The 17,346-nt window shown below is 66.7% G+C and carries 16 protein-coding genes; 5 read left to right on the forward strand and 11 right to left on the reverse strand.

Annotated features, from left to right (window positions below):
* Nucleotides 1-326: 326 nt before the first annotated feature.
* The 6 genes from BUC15_RS07295 to trxB are packed head-to-tail and all read right to left on the reverse strand — an operon-like array spanning nt 327 to nt 5,363.
* A complete protein-coding gene (locus tag BUC15_RS07295) occupies nt 327-1,055 on the reverse strand; it encodes an SURF1 family protein (protein WP_073186874.1) in 729 nt (242 codons plus the stop codon).
* 1 nt (nt 1,056) lies between these two features.
* Nucleotides 1,057-1,992, reverse strand: a complete 936-nt coding sequence (locus BUC15_RS07300) for a D-alanine--D-alanine ligase family protein (RefSeq protein ID WP_217652154.1) — start codon at nt 1,990-1,992, stop codon at nt 1,057-1,059.
* 18 nt (nt 1,993-2,010) lie between these two features.
* Complete coding sequence (locus tag BUC15_RS07305; RefSeq protein WP_073186876.1) at nt 2,011-3,315, reverse strand: aminotransferase-like domain-containing protein; 1,305 nt, start codon at nt 3,313-3,315, stop codon at nt 2,011-2,013.
* A gap of 54 nt (nt 3,316-3,369) precedes the next feature.
* Nucleotides 3,370-4,059: a hypothetical protein gene (locus tag BUC15_RS07310; RefSeq protein WP_073186877.1), complete on the reverse strand. Its 690-nt coding sequence runs from the start codon at nt 4,057-4,059 to the stop codon at nt 3,370-3,372.
* Nucleotides 4,059-4,376 (reverse strand): thioredoxin, encoded by a 318-nt coding sequence (trxA, locus tag BUC15_RS07315; protein ID WP_073186878.1) that lies wholly within the window; start codon nt 4,374-4,376, stop codon nt 4,059-4,061. The genes BUC15_RS07310 and trxA overlap by 1 nt, the downstream gene beginning before the upstream one ends.
* Before the next feature lie 30 nt (nt 4,377-4,406).
* On the reverse strand, nt 4,407-5,363 hold the full coding sequence (gene trxB, locus BUC15_RS07320; protein WP_073186879.1) for a thioredoxin-disulfide reductase: 957 nt from the start codon (nt 5,361-5,363) through the stop codon (nt 4,407-4,409).
* A 334-nt stretch (nt 5,364-5,697) separates the two neighbouring features.
* Between trxB and BUC15_RS07325 the strand changes: the two genes are divergently transcribed.
* Together BUC15_RS07325 and BUC15_RS07330 are read left to right on the forward strand one after the other, a co-directional pair.
* Entirely contained in the window at nt 5,698-6,522 is an 825-nt protein-coding gene (locus BUC15_RS07325) for an HAD hydrolase family protein (RefSeq protein ID WP_217652147.1), read from the forward strand.
* A gap of 107 nt (nt 6,523-6,629) precedes the next feature.
* A complete protein-coding gene (locus BUC15_RS07330; RefSeq protein WP_073186881.1) occupies nt 6,630-7,151 on the forward strand; it encodes a UDP-N-acetylmuramate dehydrogenase in 522 nt (173 codons plus the stop codon).
* Nucleotides 7,152-7,254: 103 nt separating this feature from the next.
* Here BUC15_RS07330 and hutI read toward each other — a convergent pair whose 3' ends face one another.
* Genes hutI through BUC15_RS07345 form a run of 3 tightly spaced genes read right to left on the reverse strand, consistent with a single transcriptional unit; the run spans nt 7,255 to nt 11,529 of the window.
* A complete protein-coding gene (hutI, locus tag BUC15_RS07335; protein WP_073186882.1) occupies nt 7,255-8,442 on the reverse strand; it encodes an imidazolonepropionase in 1,188 nt (395 codons plus the stop codon).
* A gap of 25 nt (nt 8,443-8,467) precedes the next feature.
* Nucleotides 8,468-9,829 carry a YjiH family protein gene (locus BUC15_RS07340; protein WP_084189433.1) on the reverse strand — a complete coding sequence of 454 codons (1,362 nt, stop codon included), beginning with the start codon at nt 9,827-9,829 and terminating at the stop codon, nt 8,468-8,470.
* A gap of 8 nt (nt 9,830-9,837) precedes the next feature.
* Entirely contained in the window at nt 9,838-11,529 is a 1,692-nt protein-coding gene (locus BUC15_RS07345; RefSeq protein ID WP_073186883.1) for a urocanate hydratase, read from the reverse strand.
* Nucleotides 11,530-11,750: 221 nt separating this feature from the next.
* Here BUC15_RS07345 and hutG point away from each other — a divergent pair, with 221 nt between their 5' ends.
* Together hutG and BUC15_RS07355 are read left to right on the forward strand one after the other, a co-directional pair.
* The gene (gene hutG / locus BUC15_RS07350) at nt 11,751-12,770 is read left to right on the forward strand and encodes a formimidoylglutamase (RefSeq protein WP_073186884.1); all 1,020 of its coding nucleotides are present in this window, start codon (nt 11,751-11,753) and stop codon (nt 12,768-12,770) included.
* A gap of 17 nt (nt 12,771-12,787) precedes the next feature.
* Nucleotides 12,788-13,432: a hypothetical protein gene (locus BUC15_RS07355; RefSeq protein WP_073186885.1), complete on the forward strand. Its 645-nt coding sequence runs from the start codon at nt 12,788-12,790 to the stop codon at nt 13,430-13,432.
* A gap of 38 nt (nt 13,433-13,470) precedes the next feature.
* Here BUC15_RS07355 and BUC15_RS07360 read toward each other — a convergent pair whose 3' ends face one another.
* Nucleotides 13,471-14,415, reverse strand: a complete 945-nt coding sequence (locus BUC15_RS07360; RefSeq protein ID WP_073186886.1) for an enoyl-CoA hydratase/isomerase family protein — start codon at nt 14,413-14,415, stop codon at nt 13,471-13,473.
* 45 nt (nt 14,416-14,460) lie between these two features.
* Nucleotides 14,461-15,435, reverse strand: a complete 975-nt coding sequence (locus BUC15_RS07365; RefSeq protein WP_245787918.1) for a sugar-binding transcriptional regulator — start codon at nt 15,433-15,435, stop codon at nt 14,461-14,463.
* A 189-nt stretch (nt 15,436-15,624) separates the two neighbouring features.
* Between BUC15_RS07365 and BUC15_RS07370 the strand changes: the two genes are divergently transcribed.
* Entirely contained in the window at nt 15,625-17,343 is a 1,719-nt protein-coding gene (locus tag BUC15_RS07370) for a glycerol-3-phosphate dehydrogenase/oxidase (RefSeq protein WP_073186887.1), read from the forward strand.
* Nucleotides 17,344-17,346 lie beyond the last annotated feature (3 nt).

Raw genomic sequence — 17,346 nt, forward strand, 5'->3', positions numbered from 1 at the left:
GTGCTCGTCCGTCGTGCTGCCAGGTGGTGGTGATGGTCGTGGACACACGGTTTGTGGCCGATACCAGCGGTATCGCTGGACACCAGCTGTTTACCGCTGGTGACGAGCCTTTCCGCAGGTATCGGCGCCGGATCGCTGGTGACGAGCCCTTCCGCAGGTGTCGACGTCAGAAGGCTGGTGTCGACGGCATATCCCTGGTGACGGCGGTGGATCGCTGGTGTCGAGCCTTCCCGCTGGTGTCGTGTCGGCGCTGGACTGGGCCGGTGGCGACCATCCGCGGGTCGCTCTCCAGCCGAGTGATGGACCGACCGAACCCACACGAACACTCAGACCGCCAGGTCGGTATCCTCCGCCTTCTGGTTCTTCGCCAACTTCTTGGCCTCGTCCTTGGCGAAGCCCCTTGCCGCGTAGGCTCCGAAAGCGACAGCTCCGGCCGCAAACACCCACCATTGAAGCGCGTAGCCGCGGTGGGTCGCCGATCCTTCACGCTCGGGGAGTTCAAGTGGCGCCGTGCCGAGACCTTGGGCCGCTGAGTCGTCTGCGGACAACGTGACGTATCCGCCGATGAGCGGCGAGGGCCATTCCTGGGCCAACTGCTGGACCCGAAGCGTCGGAAGGTCGGCCGACACTGATGCCGAACCTTCGCCTGGCTTATCCGGTGCCAGGAAGATCCCCTCCAGGGCCTGCTCGCCGGCCGGGGGAGCGGTCGGCTCGACGCCGGGTGAAACCGTTCCCCTGACGACCACCACATAGCGCTCGTCGTCCAGCCGGAAGGCTGTGGCTACACGGAGAGGATCGGACTCGCCGACAAGAACCTGGTACGCGGGCACAAACTGTCCAGAGAGAGTCACCCGGTGCCCGTAGATGTCATCGATGGCGCCGTCCTCGGCGACGCTCGCGGCCAACGACACCGGCTCCTCCGCGGCCCGTTCGGCAGAGACGTCCCGCGTCGACTCCTCATACGAATCCATCTGCCACAGCCCGAGAAGCATCATTGCGATGGCGACGACGCATCCGGCCACAATGGCGAGCACCTGCTTCGTGCGAAGCTTCATCTCAGCGGCCCACGAGGGCGACGAGCTTGGCGAACACCTCCCCGACCTCGCGCCCAGCCGCCTCGATGGCCAAGGGGGCAAGGGATGTCTCCGTCATGCCAGGAGCCACGTTCCCCTCGAAAAACACCGGTCGACCCTCTGTCACGATCATGTCCATTCGGGAGATGTGGCGCAGCCCGAGGGTTCGGTGAGCTGCCACGGCCAGCTCCGCCACCTGCTCAAGGACTCCTGTCGGCAACTCGGCCGGAGTGATGAAGCGTGTTGCCCCGGCGGTGTAGCGCGACTCATAGTCGTAGATGCCCGATTCGGGGAGGATCTCAACCGGAGGCAACGCAACCGGGCCGTCGCCTTCGTCGAGGACCGTCACAGCGATCTCGATGCCGTCGAGGTATGACTCGATGACGGCGACAGGGCCGTAGGCGTAAGCAGCGACCAGTGCGCTGGGAAGCTCTGTCGCATCGTTGACCTTGGTGACCCCGAGGGCAGAGCCGCTGCGGGACGGCTTCACCATGAGCGGGTAGCCGAGCTGCTCCCCGATGCCTTCCATCAAGGCAGGGGCACCGAGCTCGCGGAAGATGTCGTGGGGCAGCGCGATCTGCTTCGGTGTGGCCAGGCCGGCGGCACGGATGACGGAGGTGGCGATGGATTTGTCGAAGGTCAATCTCGAGGCTGCGCCAGATGCACCGACGTAGCGGACATCGAGTAGGTCGAGCACCTCGCGGAGCGCACCGTCCTCACCGAGGCCCCCGTGAAGCATGGGCACGACGATCGGGTCGGGGGTGGCGCGTAGCAACTGGACGAGCTCACCCGAGACGTCGGCCTCGATCACCTCCATCCCGACCTCACGCAGCGCCTGTGCGACCCGACGCCCGGATCGTAGGGATACATCCCTCTCGTGGCTAAGGCCTCCGTCGATCACGATGACGGTCATGTGGATTCCACTCTCCTCGTTCGCTCAGGTCAGGTCGGGGCTCGGTCCGGGGGCCCGGCGTAGGCGGGTCGGGGAAACCCTGATGCCGAACGTGCTCATGACTTCGAGTTCATTGCGGATCACATCGGCGAAGCGCTGTACGCCGACCCGAATTCGTTCCGGTGTGGGGAAGCAGTAGGACAGGCGAACATTGCGGGCGCCATCCCCGTCTGCGTAGAACGCGGGACCGGGCACGTAGGCGACCCGGGCGTCGACGGCCCGCGGCAGCATGGCTTGAGAGTCGACACCTTCCGGAAGTGTCGCCCAGACGAAGAAACCGCCCGCTGGGTGTGTCCAGGTGGACCCCTCTGGCATGTGCTCCTCGAGCCCCGTGAGCATCGCGTCGCGCCTTTGCCGGTACATGTCCTTGAAGACACCGATCTGGCCCTGCCAGTCCTGCGTGCTCAGGTAGGTGGAGATGGCGAACTGGCTGAATACCGGCGGACACAGCGTCGCCGATTCCTGCGCGAGGACGAGCTTCTCCCGCACCCCGTGTGGGGCCAGCGTCCAACCGACCCTGAAGCCGGGCGCAAATGTCTTCGAGAACGAGCCGAGGTAGATGACGTTCGGGTCGATCGAGCGCATCGCCGGGATCGGGTCGGCGTCGAGCGAGAGGAGCCCGTAAGGGTTGTCTTCGACGACTATGACCCCTTGGGACTCGCATACGCTGAGCACCTCGCGGCGCCGCTCCATCGACTGGGTCGTGCCGGACGGGTTGTTGTAGTTGGGGATCGTGTAGAGGAACTTCACACGTTTGCCCTCGGCCCGCAGCCGCCGCGTCGTCTCCAGCAGCGCGACGGGGTCGATGCCGCCGTCGTCGCCAGGGATGTGAACCACCTCGGTCTGGTAACTGAGGAAGGTGCCGATCGCCCCGACGTACGACGGTGATTCGGCCAGGATCACGTCGCCGGGGTCGCAGAAGATCCGGGTGACGAGGTCGAGCCCCTGCTGAGAACCGGCGGTGATGACGATGTCGTCGGGATGGGCGGTGATCCCCTCGAGGGCCACGACCTCGAGGATCTGCTCCCGCAGCCCGAGCTCGCCCTGGCCGGAGCCGTACTGCATCACCTGGGCACCGTTGTGCTCGATCATCGCGGCGATGGATTGTGCGATCCCGTGAAGGGGGAGGTCGGCGATGTTCGGCATGCCGCCAGCCAGGGAGACGATCTCGGGCCGGTTGGCAACCGCGAACAGTGCCCGGACGGCGGAGACCCGCATCCCGTTTGTGCGCTGTGAATAGCTGTCGACGAACCGGTCAAGCCGGGTGTCGTGTCGTTCCTGCTCGCTCACTGTTCCTTGCCAATCGTTGTCTCTGCCCCGACAGCGTCACCATAGCCCCTGCCGTCAGGGCGTAACGGCCTGCTCAAAGTCCTCCAGCAACCCGCGGATCTCCTCCTCGGCCTGGTTCGACAGACCGACCACCATCAGGCCCGTGTCCTGAGTCACGGTGGCGCAGCCGATGGTCTCTTCGTCGGAGAACTCCGGGGAGTATCCGCACAGGGCTACACCGGTGGCTTCCGTGCCGCTGGGGGAGGGGCTGCCGCTGGCTGAGGGGCTGCCGCTTACGGAGGGGGTGAGCATGGCGGAAGGGGTGCCGGTGACGGAGGGAGTCGCGCTTGAGGACGGGGCGGAATCCCGGAACCCGGCATCAAGCATGAAAGCCCCGAGGTCGTCTTGTGGCCACTGCAGGAGGAGCACGATCGAGGCGGTGCCATCGGTGTAATCCGCGCTCACCAGGTTGCCGTCATCGGAGGTGTTCAGAGCGCCGCGCACGTATGACCCAAGCTGGACCGGGGGCTCCATCGTCAGCTTGGGTGTCGGGCTCGGCTCGGGCTCCGGCTCCAAAGCCCCACCCAAACGCAGGCCGACAAGCACCGCCGCCACCATGACGACGACCAGCAGCGCGAGCCCTCCGACCTTGACCGCCTTGGGTAGCGGGGGATGGTGCGCCGGGTCGGCGTCCTGATGCCCCACGGCTTTCCAGTCGGAATTCGTGGTCTCCTCGTCGGCCGAGTGCGGCGACTGCTCAGTCATCAGCGAAACTCTTCGAGGGCCTTCTTGAGCGCGTTCTTCGTCTTTCCACCGGAAAGGGACTTCGCCACTCGGCCTCCTTGGAAGAACTGCAGCGTGGGCAGCGACATGATGCCCTGCTCGGCCGCCAGGTTCGGGTTGTCGTTGGTGTCGACCTTCACGAACTTGACGTCGGCGTACTCCCGTGAGAGCTCCTCGACGATGGGCGAGAGCTGCTTGCACGGTGCGCACCAGTCGGCCCAGTAATCAACGACCACAAGGCCATCGGCCATCAGAACTTCGTCTGCGAACGACTTTTCGGTCACATCGGTCACTGCCACGACTCTTCTCCTTCTTTCGAAGCACCCATTCTAGACGGCTGGGCTACGGACCCCGTCTTCGAAGTCCTGAAGGTAGCGTTCGGCGTCCAGCGCCGCAGAACAGCCGGTGCCCGCAGCCGTGACGGCCTGACGGTAGGTGTGGTCGACGAGGTCGCCGCACGCGAACACGCCGGGCAGGTTCGTCTCCGTGGTGCGGCCCTGGACCAGGACGTAGCCGGCGGCGTCCAGGTCGACCTGGCCCTGGACCAACTCCGAGCGGGGATCGTGCCCGATGGCGATGAACAGGCCGTTGATCTCGATGTCGCGCAGGCTGCCGTCAAGGGTGCTGCGAAGCGTGATCGACTCGACCGAGTTGGCGCCGTTGATGGATTCGATCGTGGAGTTCCAGGCGAATTCGATCTTGGGGTCACGCTCGGCGCGATCGGCCATGATCTTGGATGCGCGCAGTTGGTCGCGGCGGTGCACGAGGACCACCTTCGAGCCGAATCGGGACAGGAAGGTCGCCTCCTCGACAGCCGAGTCGCCACCTCCGATGACAGCGATGGGCTTGTCGCGGAAGAAGGCGCCGTCACAGGTAGCGCACCAGGAAACGCCTCGGCCGGAGAGCCGCTCTTCGTCGGGCAGACCCAGCCGCCGGTAACCGGATCCCATCGCGAGGATGACGGCCTTCGCCCGGTACTCGACATCGTCGGAATCCTTGACGATCTTGATCTCTCCGGTGAGATCGACGGCGGTGACGTCGTCGGTGATCAGTTCGGCACCGAACCGCTCGGCTTGCGCCCGCATGTTCGCCATGAGGTCGGGGCCGTCGATGCCTTCCGGGAAGCCAGGGTAGTTCTCCACCTCGGTGGTGTTCATCAGCGCGCCACCCGATTCGAGCGCGCCCTCGAAGATGAGGGGCTTCAGGTTCGCGCGGGCGGCGTAGATGGCGGCGGTGTACCCGGCCGGGCCGGAGCCGATGATGATGACGTCGTGGATCTGGGTCATGGGTTCCTCTCGGTGACGCACCAATAGTAGGTGCTACCGCGGTGTCGGCGTCTCAGGGCCCGCGGCCCGCGTCGGAGGCGTCACGTGGGTGGTCGTTTGGAAGGATAAGCGCTGCCCCCTCCTCCCAGCCTGACCGACCCGCGAAAATCGGCCAGTGGTCGATTCTGATCTGTCTGGTGACGAGGATGGGCCACTGCCTGCCTGGATGTGGTGCCGTCCCGCCCGCCTGAACTCGTCCCGGGTTTGAGTTCGCGTGGCTGGTGGCGTGGAATGGTCCCATGACCGGACAACAGCCCACGCCCGCCGTCGACTCACCCCGCGAGCGGTGCGCAGCGTGAAGAGGGCCATCTTTCTCGACTTCGACGGCACCCTCGCCCACCTCGGGGAGGTGCCGCCGGCGCACGTCGAGGTCGTCCGGGCCGCGAGGGCCGCGGGCAACGCCGTCATGCTCTGCACCGGGCGACCCAAGTCGATGCTGCCGGCGCGACGGCTCGTGGCCGGGTTCGACGGGATCGTGGCATCGGGCGGTGGCTACGTCGAGGTCGCCGGTGAGGTGCTGTCCGACCGTCGATTCCCGGCCGCGGTGGCGACCCGAGCCGTCCGGACGCTGACCAGGCACCGCGTCGCATTCCTCCTCGAGGCGCCGGATGCCCTGTACGGCCTACCGGGTATCGACGCCGTCATGGCTGCGAGGCTCGGTGCGGGTCGGCTCGCGCACGAGGAGGGCGACGGCGGTGGCCCCCGCGACGTCCTCGAACGGCTCGAGATGTCGGAGGATCTCCTGCACACCTCGTTCAGCAAGATCTCCTTCTTCGACTCGCCCGTTTCGGGTGAGTTGCTCATCGAACAGATCGGCCCAGAGGTCGCGCTGCTACCCAGCTCGATTTCGGGGCTGGGCGGTTCGGCAGGTGAGATCCACCTCGCCGATGTCCACAAGGGGATCGGGATGCGGGTCGCCGCCGCCTACCTGGGCGTGGCGCCCGAGGACGTCGTCGCTTTCGGCGACGGGGTCAACGACGTGGAGATGCTGGAGGAGGCCGGTATCGGCGTCGCGATCAAGGGCTCAGACCCCCTCGTCCTGGCCGCGGCGGACCGGTTCGCAGAAGGGCCGGAGAACGACGGCCTGGTCGCCGCGTTCGAGGAACTCGGGCTCGTCTGAACCACTGATTAATTCCTCGCTGCGGTGCATCAGATCGGGCGATCTGCCACCCCCACATCTGGATATGGCTGCTTGAGTTCCGGCCCAGGTCGACGTGGAATGGACCCATGAGGTCCTTCGAACAGTTGCGCACCCCGATCACCGGCATCGTCGTCGACGAATCCGCCTGCGAGACTGACGACCTCGCCTTCTGTGGCGGGATCCAGGTGACGGTGCCCGCGAGCGACTCGTGGGCAGGGTTCGTCGAGCGGGCCGTCGACTCCGACTGGGTCGGGATCGAGGCCCTCGCCGCCGTCCCGGGAACCGTCGCCGACGCCGTCTCCACGGCCGCCACGGCCTATGGCCAGTCGGTGGCCGACACCCTCGCGTCCGTACGCACCTGGGACCGGGCGGCGGACACCCAGAAGAGCTTCCCGGTCTCAGAGTTGGGTTTGGGAAATGGCTCTTCGCGCCTCCTTGAGCCTCTGGGAGACGGCGGTTTGCGCTACGAACTCCTTGAGGCGACCTTCCTGTTCCGGCAGGGCGACCTCACCTCTCCCATCCACGACGCGGGCCTTGCCGAGCGACTCGGCGTCGACGAAGGTGTGCGGGTCGCGCTCGAGGTGGTCTCGCGGGCGGTGCGGAGCTGACGGCGGCGTGACCACGGGGTAGGCAGTGGTCGATCCTCGCGGCAGGACGGGTCAGAATCGGCCACTGGTCGATTTTCCGGGGAGCCGACGCCGGGGGATCGACTCACCTGATCCGCAGCCCCTGGCGCCACACCGAGCGGGTCAGCGGCATGCCAGGGCGGTAGGCGAGGTGAATCGCCGCGGGAGCGTTCAAGAGATGGAGGTCGGCACGTTTGCCGACCTCGATGGAACCCACCTCGTCCTGCGCCCGCACCGCCAACGCGCCCCCGAAGGTCGCCGCCCGCAGCGCCTCGGCGAGGGTCAGCCCCATCTGCAGCACGGCCGTACCGACGTTGAAGTTCATCGCCGTGGTGTAGCTGGTGCCGGGGTTGCAGTTCGAGGCCAGCGCGATCTCGACCCCCGCGTCCAGCAGCCGACGTCCTGGGGCCAACGGCTGACGGGTGGACAGATCACAGGCCGGCAGACAGGTCGCGACGGTGCCAGGCGAGCCGGTGGAGGTCGCCTTGTCCCACCCGCTCCAGGTGCCCGCGAGGGCCTCGATGTCGTCGTTGCTCAGGTGATTGACGTGGTCGACGCTGGCCGCCCCGACCTCCACCGCCAGGCGGACGCCCGGCCCCTCGCCGAGTTGGTTGCCGTGTACCCGCAACCCGAGCCCGGCGTCCGCGCATGTCAGCAGCACCTTCCTGGACTGCGCCTCATCGAAGGCGCCGCGCTCGCAGAACACGTCTGCCCACTGCACGAACGGGCGCACTGCCTCCAGCATCGGGCCGCAGACGATGTCCACATACTCGTCCGCGTCCACCCCTTCGGGCACCAGGTGGGCGCCGAGGAAGGTGACGGTGTCGACCTGGGTCGCCGCGAGCCGGGCGTGGCGGGCCTCCTCCTCGATCTCAAGGCCGTAGCCGGTCTTGGTTTCGAGATAGGTGGTGCCCCCTGCGAACGCCTCCGCGACCCGGCCCCGGATGAGGCGTGAGAGGTTGTCGTCGTCCGCGGCCCGGGTGGCACCCGTGGTGACGCCGATCCCCCCTGCGGAGTAGGACTCACCCGCCATCCGGGCCTCGAACTCGGCGCTCCGGTCGCCCGCGAACACCAGGTGCGTGTGGGAGTCCACCCAGCCGGGCAGCATGGCGGCGCCATCCGCGTCGACCATGGTGTCGGCCGGTGGGGCGGCCGAAGCCGACCCCAGCCAGGCGATCCTCCCGTCCTCGATGACGACGGCCGCGTCGTGCAGCACACGCGCTTCGGCGTCGACCGTGGTCAGTTCCCCAATGTTCGTGATCAGCTCGGCCATGACGAACCCACCCTTCCTTCCCTTGTCAGGCCACCATCAAGATCAGGTGGGCGAGTGGCACCGCGAACAGGATGCTGAGCATGACCCGCTCGACCCAGATCACCACGAGGTGCCAGACCTTCATGGGGATGTCCGTGGCCATCAGTGCCGGAACGATCGCCGAGAAGAAGATGATCTGCGAAACACAGGTGACCGCGATGACCAGGCGCAACAACTCCGACGTCGCACCCGCGGCCAGCGTCGCTGGCAGGAACATCTCGGCGATGCCGACGGCGAACGCCGTCGAGGCCAGCTCCGGATCCGGGAGCCGCAGCAGCCAGACGATCGGATAGAAGATGTAGCCCAACCATTCGAATAGCGGGGTGTGTTTCTCGATGACCAGCGCGATCAGGCCGACCGACATGATCGACGGCAGGATCTGCGAGACCATCAGGACGCCGTCGCGGAAGTTCTGCCACAGGTTGATCGGCAGCTTCGGTGCCAGCGCGAGCTGACGCATGGCATCGGCCCAGGCGGCCTTCCACTTGCTGCCGGTGATCTGCGGCTCCGGATTGGGCTCGACACCGGGGAAGGTCGTATCGGGGATGATGCTCAACGGTGGGAGCCGGGCCGTCACCGCCGTCACCACGAACGTGACCACGAGCGCCAGGAAGAAGTACCAGAGCCACAGGTGCATGATGTCGAGAGTTCTGGCCACGATGACCATGAACGTCACCGACACCGTAGAGAACCCGGTGGCGATGATCGCCGCCTCCCGCGCGGTATATCCGCCCGTCCGGTACTGCCGGTTCGTGATCAGCAACCCGACCGCGTAGCTGCCGACGAACGAGGCGACCGCGTCGACGGCCGATCGTCCTGGAGTCCTCCAAACCGGCCGCATCACGGGCCTGACCAGCACCCCGATGTACTCCATCAGGCCGTAGCCCACCAGAAGCGCCAGGAAGATGGCCCCGATCGGCACGATCAGCCCGACAGGGATCACCAGCCGCTGGAAGAGGAACGGGCCGAGCGACTCGTCGTGGAGGAACCTTGGGCCGAAGTCGAACACCATCATCGAGGCCGCGACCAGGCCGACGATGTTGAGCACCGCGAAGACCGACTTGGTCGTGCTGATCCGCCACCGCCCCGTCGCGAACGGGTAGATCGTGCCGAACAGGATGATCGCCAGGATGACGTAGGGGGTGGCCGGTCCGAGGAGCGCCCTCAGGCCGTTGACGACGTGGTCGAGCAGGATGGTGTTGTCGCCTGCGATCGTCACGGGGACGAAGAAGACGAAGATCCCGATCCCGGAGTAGGCGAAGAATCTCCATGCCCCGCGAGGCTTGGGTGTGTCCGAGATAACCTCGGTCGGCTCCACCTCGGAGTAGGAGCCGGCTGCGTCGGTCATGGACGTGGTCAGTCTCTTGGCAGCATCGGCACGCGGACACCACGCTCGGCGGCGACCTCGATTGCCCTGGGATAGCCCGCGTCGACGTGGCGGATCACGCCCATCGCCGGGTCGTTGGTCAGCAGCGCCGTGAGTTTGGCCGCGGCCAACTCGGTGCCGTCGGCCAGCCCCACCTGGCCGGCGTGGATGGATCGGCCGATCCCGACGCCGCCGCCATGGTGGATCGATACCCAGCTTGCTCCGGATGACGTCGAGACCAGAGCGTTCAGTAACGGCCAGTCGGCGATGGCGTCCGAGCCGTCGAGCATGGCCTCGGTCTCCCGGTAGGGGGAGGCCACGGACCCGGAGTCGAGGTGGTCGCGGCCGATCACGATGGGTGCCGAAACCTTGCCTTCGGCGACGAGCTGATTGAACAGCAACCCGGCCCGGTGACGTTCGCCGTAGCCGAGCCAGCAGATCCGGGCGGGAAGACCCTCGAACTCGAAGAACTCCTGGGCGGCGTCGATCCACGTGTGCAGGTGCTCGTTGTCGGGGAACAGCTCCTTGATGGCCTCGTCGGTGACGCGGATGTCCTCCGGGTCGCCTGACAGTGCGACCCAGCGGAACGGGCCGAGGCCCTCGCAGAACAGGGGACGGATGTAGGCGGGCACAAATCCGGGAAACTCGAAGGCCCGGTCGTAGCCAGCGGTGCGGGCCTCGTCGCGGATGGAGTTGCCGTAGTCGAACACCTCGGCTCCTGCGTCCTGGAACTCGACCATGGCCTGGACCTGGAGCGCCATCGAGCGCTGGGCCTTCTTCGTGAAGCCCTCTGGGTCGGCCTTGGCTTCACGGTCCCATTCCTCGACGGTGAACTCGACGGGTAGGTACGACAGCGGATCGTGCGCCGAGGTCTGGTCGGTGACGATGTCGACCTCGATCTCACCGGCCAGGTGGCGCCGCAGCAGCTCGGGGAAGACCTCCGCCGCGTTGCCGACCAGGCCAACCGAGAGGGGGCGTTGCTCATGCTTCGCTGCGACGACCTTCGCAAGGGCCACGTCGATATCGGTTTCCAATTCGTCGAGGTAACGCTTCGACTGGCGTCGGCGCAGGCGCTCTTCGGAGACGTCGACGATCAGCACCGCGCCCTGGTTGAGGGTCACTGCCAACGGTTGTGCCCCACCCATGCCGCCACAGCCGCCGGTCAAGGTCAGCGTGCCGGCGAGGGTGTCGTCGAAGCGCTTCTGGCCCACGGCGGCGAAGGTTTCGTACGTGCCCTGCAGGATGCCCTGCGTGGCGATGTAGATCCAGGAGCCGGCCGTCATCTGGCCGTACATCATGAGGCCCTCGGCCTCCAGCTTCCGGAACTCCGGCCAGGTCGCCCAGTCCCCGACGAGGTTCGAGTTGGCGATCAGTACGCGCGGTGCCCAGATGTTGGTCTTCAGGACCCCCACAGGTTTGCCGGACTGGACCAGCAGGGTCTCGTCGTCCTCCAGGTCCTTCAGGGTCGCGACGATGGCGTCGAAGGCCTCCCAGCTGCGCGCCGCGCGGCCGGTGCCGCCGTAGACCACGAGGTCTTCGGGACGCTCGGCAACCTCCGGATCTAGGTTGTTCATGAGCATGCGCATCGGAGCCTCGGTCTGCCAGCTCTTCGCGGACAGTTCGGTGCCGCGTGGGGCGCGGATCTTGCGGGTGGGGTCGTGCTGGGTGAAGGGCTGAGGCATGACGGGAGTCCTTTCATCTGGTGACCTGTGGCACGCGGTGTTTGATCGATCTGGGAGGGGTGGACATCCCTCTTTCGGTGAGGCGGTGATCGGACCATTGAAACCTTGATCTCAGCCACAGACAACCCTTGTCAGTGATAAATTCCCCAGATCGGTCACTGCCCGCCGGGGTACCGCGGGCAGCTGGTTTGACGCCCGCCAGAAGATGCGAGGAGCCGCTGATGCCCACCGAATCCGCTTTCAATACCTGGACCGGCCGCCACGACGGCGAAGGGCCCGAACATGCCCGCTGGCACGAAGTGGTTGCGTTGCCTGAGGGTGGGAGCCCCGGTGATCACCTCGCCGTGCTCGGATTCCGGAGCGACGAAGGGGTCAGGAGGAACTCCGGCCGGGTCGGCGCGGCCGAAGGCCCGGCCGCACTTCGTCGCGCACTGGCGCCTCTAGCCCTGCACGGTGCCCTCGCAGACGGACGCATCGCGATAGTGGACCGCGGAGACGCCGTCACCGAGGGCGAGGACCTCGAATCCGGGCAGGACCGGGCCGCCGCGCTGATCACCGCGGCCCTGGATGCAGAGGATTGTCGGCTGACGGTGGTGCTCGGCGGCGGGCATGAGACCGCCTGGGCTTCGTATCGGGGGTTGATGGGATCAAAGGTCATGGGACCTCGTCCGGACGGTTCTCGTCCCCGCTGGGGGGTGCTGAACCTCGACGCGCACTTTGACCTTCGTCGGGAACCGCGCCCAACGTCTGGCACCGCGTTCCTGCAGATGGCCGACGCCGAGGCAGCAGTTGGCGCCGCTTTGAACTATGCGGTGGTCGGCATCGCCGAGCCGTCGAACACCGGGGTCCTGTTCCAGGAGGCCCGGAGGCTGGGGGTGCGCTGGATGACCGACCTGGAGTGCGAGGAGGCGGGCATCCCCGGCGTCCGCCGGTTCGTGGAGGACTTCGCGGCCGACCTGGACGTCCTGTATCTGACGGTGGATCTGGACGTGCTGCCGGCCGCGGTCGCTCCCGGGGTGTCGGCTCCAGCCGCGATGGGTGTCGCCACACCGATCATTGCCGCCGCGGCCGTCGCCGCTGCCGCGTCCGGGAAGTTGGCGCTCCTCGATATCGTTGAACTGAACCCTTCCCTCGACGTCGACTCCCGCACCGCGAAGAGTGCGGCCCGGCTGATCGACGAGACAGTGCGGGTCTCCTTCGGTGCCCGCGCACCCGAATCGGCGACCCGGGGGAGGGCATAGTAGAAGGAGCCGAGACCATGCACATCTTCTGGGGGATCCTGGCCATCGTCGCCGGGCTCGTGTTCTGTTTCCGCGGCTATCTCGCGATGCGCACCGTGATCGGGATCTGGGGCGCATTCGTGGGCTTCAGCCTCGGCGCAGGCCTGGCCGCCGCGCTATCGGGGGAGCAGATCCTCTCCGGGGTGCTCGGCTGGATTTCGGCCTTCGTCGGTGCTCTGCTCATCGGCGGTTTGGCCTATGCGTTCTACGCTGCGGCGGTCATCCTCGCGGTGGGATCGGTCGGCTTCGGGCTCGGCACCGCGCTGGCGGGGTTGTTCGACGCGCCCGGCTGGCTGCAACTCACATTCGCACTGCTCGGTGCCGCGGTGCTCATCACGGTGGCCATCGTGACGAACATGCCCGAGATCCTGCTGGTGCTGGTCGCGGCCGCGGGTGGTGCGTCGGCGATCATCATGGGTGTGTTGATGGTGACGGGGATGATCCCGCCTTCCGGTGCGACGAGCGACGAGTTGGCGCTGGTCCTCGGGGAGAACTGGTGGCTGAACGTGGCCTACTTCGTGTTGTTGGTCGCAGGGATTCTGACGCAGTTGAGCAGACGCTCCACCGCGAACCTGCGGGCGGCCTACGGTGAGTCGGCGCGGCTCAACCGGCGGGGTGGTTGAGCCGTCTCACGGCCCGGCTCAACCAACTGAACCCCAAGTCAGCGCTGCCAACTGGAGCGGTAGGCGAAAACCGCGTCGACCTCCTCGCGGGGCACCTCTTCCAAGGTGCGGTAGCGCCAAGTGGGGTTGTTGTCCTTGTCGATCAACACCGCACGCACGCCCTCGGCGAAATCGCCCATCGGAAGCATGCCCTCGGCGAGGCGGAGATCCTGGTCGAGGACCTCGCTCAACTGCAACTTCTCCGCGCGGATCAGCGCCCGCAGGGCGACATGCACCGCGAACGGGGAGCGGGCCCTAAGGTCGCGCCCCGCCTGGCGCGCAGCCTCATCGGGGTGGGATTCGAGCGCCAGCGCTATCTCGACAGGATCATCGGAGGCGTAACACTCCTCGATCCAGGTGTTGGAGCCGTCGAACAGCGGAGAGGGCAGCGGGCCGTCGGCCGACTCGTCGGCGAGGTTCAGCAGCAGCGCATCGCCACCGGTGAAGGTCGCCGAGGTCAGAGCGACGTGGCGACCGATCGCACCCGCGCGCGACAACTGGTACATGACACCGACATCGGGGAAGAACCCGATCTTGGTCTCAGGCATGGCCATCACCGTGTCGGCGTAGACGATGCGTCGGTCGGCATGGCCACCGAGGCCGATGCCGCCGCCCATCGTGATGCCACGCATGTGGCTCGTGACCGGTTTGGGATAGTTGGCGACCACGATGTCGAGCGCGTACTCGGCTTCGAGGAAGTGCAGCCAGGGTCCCCCGTCCGCGAGGACCTTCGCCAGGGCGCGGACATCGGCCCCGGAGCAGAACCCCCGCTCACCGTTCGCGACGATCTCGACCGCCGTCACACCGTCGTCCCTGCTCCAGCCGGTGAGGGCCTCATACATGGTGTCGATCATGGAGGCATCCAAGGCATTGATCGCCTTTGGCCGATTCAGGGTGATGCGGGCGATGCCGTCAGTCACATCGGTCAGAACATAGTCAGACATGGCCTCCACCCTACGGCAGCGGAAATAGATAGTTGTAAGTCGGGCTCAAATCAGGCGGATGCCAGGCTTCATCCGGGTGAGCACGCTTCGCGCCGTCTCCTGGTCGATGACGAGGTCGGTTGCCACGCCGGCCCGCAGCGCGCCGAGGATCGGGGAAGCCTTCGAGAGGCCGGTGACGACGCAGATGCGGCGTGGGATCGATTGGAGTTCCCGAGGGGTCATCCCCGTCGCCCGGTCGTTGAGCGGAATGTCGCGGAAGGAACCGTCCTCGCGGATCATGACGGTGCACACGTCGCCGACGACCCTGAGGTCGCGCAGCTCACGCAGGTCGTCCTCGCTCAGGTAGTTCGACGCGTAGACGTGCGACTGCAACTCCGAGTGGAGGCCGCCGACGCCGAACAGGGCGACGCGGCAGTTGCCACGGACACCCAGGATGTGTTGGGTGCTCTGCTCCCGCCACATCGCCTCCCGGGTCGCCGGGTCGTCGAAGAAGGCGGGCAGCGCGAGGAGTTGCTCCTGCCCGTTGAACGCCTCGGCGAAGCGGTGCAGGATGCTGCCGACGTAGGGCAGGCCGGTCGTCTGATGATTCGCGCCCCCGTTGAGCCCAATCACCGTCACGCCGTGGAGGTCGCGGGGGCGAAGGTGTGCGGCGATCGCGGATGTGGTGGTGCCCCACGCGACACCGAGGGTGTCGCTGTCCTGCACGGTGGAGGCGAGAAGGTCCGCGGCTGTGCGGGAGACCTGATCCAGGCGGAACACGCTGCTCGCCCCCGGGCGGACCTGCACGATGTGGGCGGTGACATTGAAGTAGCGCTGGAAGAGGTCGGCCATCCTGCCGAGTGGTCGCTCGGGATCGACGATCGTGACCCGCACAAGACCCCGGTCGCGGGCCTCCTTGAGCAGCCGGGACACCGTCGAGCGGGAGACGTTCAGGTGGTGGGCGATGGCATCCATCGTCTCGCCCTGCACGTAGTACATTCGCGCAACTGGAAGCAGGGACTCACTGCTCTTGTCGGCCACATTCCCTCCTCAATTCGCCATCCTAGGGGGGGCAGCCAAGCTCGGAAAGTCCACCTCAGGCAGACGATCTCGACGCGGTGGTTGCAACGCATAGAAGTGTGCGGTCGACACCTCTGCACGAACGTGCAAGGGGCTTGCTACAAACGTGCAGACGGGGAATGGTGGGCATCCCGAGCAGAGGAGCCAACCATGACAAACCCAGTTCTCACCCCTGAGCAGCGGCGCATGGCGTTGCAGACCATGACAACAGAGATCGTTGACGTGCTGGTGATCGGCGGCGGTGTGACGGGCGCCGGGATCGCGCTGGACGCGGCTTCACGGGGGCTCAGCACCGCGATCGTGGAGGCCCAGGACTGGGCGTCGGGCACGTCGTCGCGCTCGTCCCGCCTGGTTCACGGCGGTCTGCGGTACCTCTACAACCTGGATTTCAAGTTGGTCGCCGAAGCCCTCAAGGAGCGAGGTCGGCTGCTCACGCTCATCGCGCCGCACCTGGTCGAGGCCCAGCCGTTCCTCTGGCCCCTGAAGACCCCCGCCATCGAGCGGATCTACTCGGCTGTGGGCGTCGGCATGTATGACGCGCTCGCCGTCATCGGCGCGGGCGGGCACAAGACCGTCCCTCTACAGCATCACGTCACGAAGAAGGGCGCGCTGGAGCTGTTCCCGGAGATCAAGCCGTCGGCGTTGTGCGGTGCGATCGAGTTCTACGACGCCCGGGTCGACGACGCGCGCCTGGTGATCACGCTCGTGCGCACCGCGCTCAAGTACGGCGCGCAGGCCGCGAGCCGCGTGAAGGTCAAGTCGGTCCTCAAGGACACCGGTGGGCACGCCTGCGGGGTCGAGGCGGTGGACCTGGAGACGGGGGAGTCGCTGACCATCCGCGCCAAGCGCCTAATCAACGCCACCGGCATCTGGACTGAGCAGACCCAGGACATGGCGGGCGGCACCGGCGGGCTGAAGGTGCTGGCATCGAAGGGCATCCACATCGTCATCCCGCGCGACCGGCTGAAGGCTCAGACGGGGCTGTTCCTGCGCACCGAGAAGTCGGTGCTTTTCATCATCCCGTGGCAGCACTACTGGGTTATCGGCACCACGGACACCGCTTGGCACGAGCAACTCGAACACCCGGTGCCCACGTCGGCCGACATCGACTACGTGCTCGCGCAAGCCAACGAGGTGCTGGCCGATGAGTTGACGCGCGACGACATCATCGGCACCTATGCCGGGCTGCGCCCGCTGCTGCAGCCGAGGGTGCTCGACGAGTCGAAGTCGACGAAGGTCTCGCGGGAGCACACCGTCACCGAGGTCGTCCCGGGGATGGTCGCGATCGCCGGCGGCAAGTTGACCACCTATCGCGTGATGGCCGAGGACGCCGTCGACTTCGCGTTGGGTAAGGAGTTGGCGGAGGCCAAGCCGTCACCGACGGGTCATCTGCCGCTGGTCGGGGCGGAGGGCTTCGAGGCGATGTCGAACCAGGGGGAGCGGATCGGTCGACGGTACGGTTTCGACGCCGACCGGATGCAGCACCTGCTGCGTCGGTACGGCTCGGAGTTGGACGACCTGTTGGCGACGATCGACGCGGACCCGGCGTTGGCGGAGCCGCTGGCGGCCGCACCGCAGTTCATCCGCGCAGAGGTGTACCGGGCGTGCGCCGTCGAGGGTGCGCTGCACCTTGAGGACGTGCTTGTCTCCAGGGTCAGACTGAACTCGGAGGCCCGGGACCGCGGGGGAGCGGCCGTCGACGAGGTCGCAGAGATCGCCGCCTCGGCCCTGGGTTGGGATGACGTGAGGAAGGAAGCGGAGAAGGCGAACTACCGGGCGCGGATCGCGGCCGAGTTGGCGGCCGAGGAAGAGGGGAGCGACGCGTCGGCGTCGGCCGTGCGGATGGAGGTCGCCGACATCGTTGGTTGAGCC

This window comes from Tessaracoccus bendigoensis DSM 12906, from assembly GCF_900141915.1.
Taxonomy (GTDB): domain Bacteria; phylum Actinomycetota; class Actinomycetes; order Propionibacteriales; family Propionibacteriaceae; genus Arachnia; species Arachnia bendigoensis.

What these genes read in the sequence shown, in the direction of transcription:
- BUC15_RS07360 (WP_073186886.1), bottom strand. Translation starts at nt 14,415, where the DNA reads ATGTCTGACTATGTTCTGACCGATGTGACTGACGGCATCGCCCGCATC.
- BUC15_RS07295 (WP_073186874.1), bottom strand. Translation starts at nt 1,055, where the DNA reads ATGAAGCTTCGCACGAAGCAGGTGCTCGCCATTGTGGCCGGATGCGTC.
- hutG (WP_073186884.1), top strand. Translation starts at nt 11,751, where the DNA reads ATGCCCACCGAATCCGCTTTCAATACCTGGACCGGCCGCCACGACGGC.
- BUC15_RS07355 (WP_073186885.1), top strand. Translation starts at nt 12,788, where the DNA reads ATGCACATCTTCTGGGGGATCCTGGCCATCGTCGCCGGGCTCGTGTTC.
- BUC15_RS07330 (WP_073186881.1), top strand. Translation starts at nt 6,630, where the DNA reads ATGAGGTCCTTCGAACAGTTGCGCACCCCGATCACCGGCATCGTCGTC.
- BUC15_RS07370 (WP_073186887.1), top strand. Translation starts at nt 15,625, where the DNA reads ATGACAAACCCAGTTCTCACCCCTGAGCAGCGGCGCATGGCGTTGCAG.
- trxB (WP_073186879.1), bottom strand. Translation starts at nt 5,363, where the DNA reads ATGACCCAGATCCACGACGTCATCATCATCGGCTCCGGCCCGGCCGGG.
- BUC15_RS07345 (WP_073186883.1), bottom strand. Translation starts at nt 11,529, where the DNA reads ATGCCTCAGCCCTTCACCCAGCACGACCCCACCCGCAAGATCCGCGCC.
- BUC15_RS07340 (WP_084189433.1), bottom strand. Translation starts at nt 9,829, where the DNA reads ATGACCGACGCAGCCGGCTCCTACTCCGAGGTGGAGCCGACCGAGGTT.
- hutI (WP_073186882.1), bottom strand. Translation starts at nt 8,442, where the DNA reads ATGGCCGAGCTGATCACGAACATTGGGGAACTGACCACGGTCGACGCC.
- BUC15_RS07310 (WP_073186877.1), bottom strand. Translation starts at nt 4,059, where the DNA reads ATGACTGAGCAGTCGCCGCACTCGGCCGACGAGGAGACCACGAATTCC.